This is a genomic window from Oleiphilus sp. HI0132 (assembly GCF_001635845.1).
In genome coordinates, this window is the sequence record NZ_LWGJ01001274.1 from 1 (window position 1) to 958 (window position 958).

2 protein-coding genes are annotated in these 958 nt (G+C 45.8%); both read left to right on the top strand.

Annotation, left to right across the window (positions count from 1 at the left end; all coding sequences use genetic code 11):
* On the top strand, positions 1-338 hold a 338-nt coding region (locus A3766_RS19250), incomplete at its 5' end, for a prolipoprotein diacylglyceryl transferase family protein (protein WP_197479634.1).
* Positions 339-367: 29 nt separating this feature from the next.
* Positions 368-958, top strand: a 591-nt coding sequence (locus A3766_RS19255; protein ID WP_068642805.1) for a thymidylate synthase, incomplete at its 3' end; no start/stop codon positions are given.

Below are 958 nucleotides of genomic sequence, written 5' to 3' on the forward strand. Positions count from 1 at the left end.
GGGGAATGGTATTTCCAAACGACCCGGAGCAATTGGTTAGGCACCCTTCTCAGCTTTATCAGGCAGGGCTTGAAGGGCTGATGTTCTTTTGTATTTTATGGTTTTATTCCGTTAAACCCAGGCCTGCGGCATCGGTCTCGGGTATGTTTATGATCTTCTATGGAATTTTCCGCTTTGTTGTTGAGTTCGTAAGAGAGCCTGACGCACATATTGGTTTTGTTGCCTGGGGTTGGCTGACGAAAGGTCAACTACTGTCATTCCCGATGATATTAATAGGTGTGGGTTTTATTTGGTATGCCTACAAATTTAACTCCGATAAACTATCGCACCGAGCATAAACTAGAAAATAAAAAATTGAGAGAAGCATATGAAGCAGTACTTAGCGCTTTGTCAGCGTATTATTGATGAGGGTGTGTGGGTAGATAATAAACGTACCGGAACGCGCTGCCTGACCCTAATCAATGCTGACCTGGAGTATGACGTTGAGAACAATGTATTTCCGTTAATTACCACTCGCAAAAGTTACTATAAAGCAGCCATTGCAGAACTTCTGGGTTATCTCCGTGGGTATAGCAGTGCTGCGCAATTTCGCGAGATCGGCTGTAACACCTGGAATGCTAATGCCAATGAGAATGAAGCCTGGTTGAATAATCCGCATCGTAAAGGTGAGGATGATATGGGGCGAGTATACGGCGTTCAGGGCCGGGCGTGGCAAAAGCCGGATGGCACGCCATTAGACCAGCTTAAAAAGATCGTCGATAACCTTTCGAAAGGGGTCGATGACCGCGGAGAAATTCTAAGCTTCTATAACCCGGGCGAGTTCGAAATGGGTTGTCTGCGCCCTTGCATGCATACGCACACATTTTCTTTGCTAGGGGATACACTGTATTTGACTAGTTATCAGCGTTCTTGTGATGTGCCGCTGGGGCTGAATTTCAATCAGGTTCAGGTCTATGTT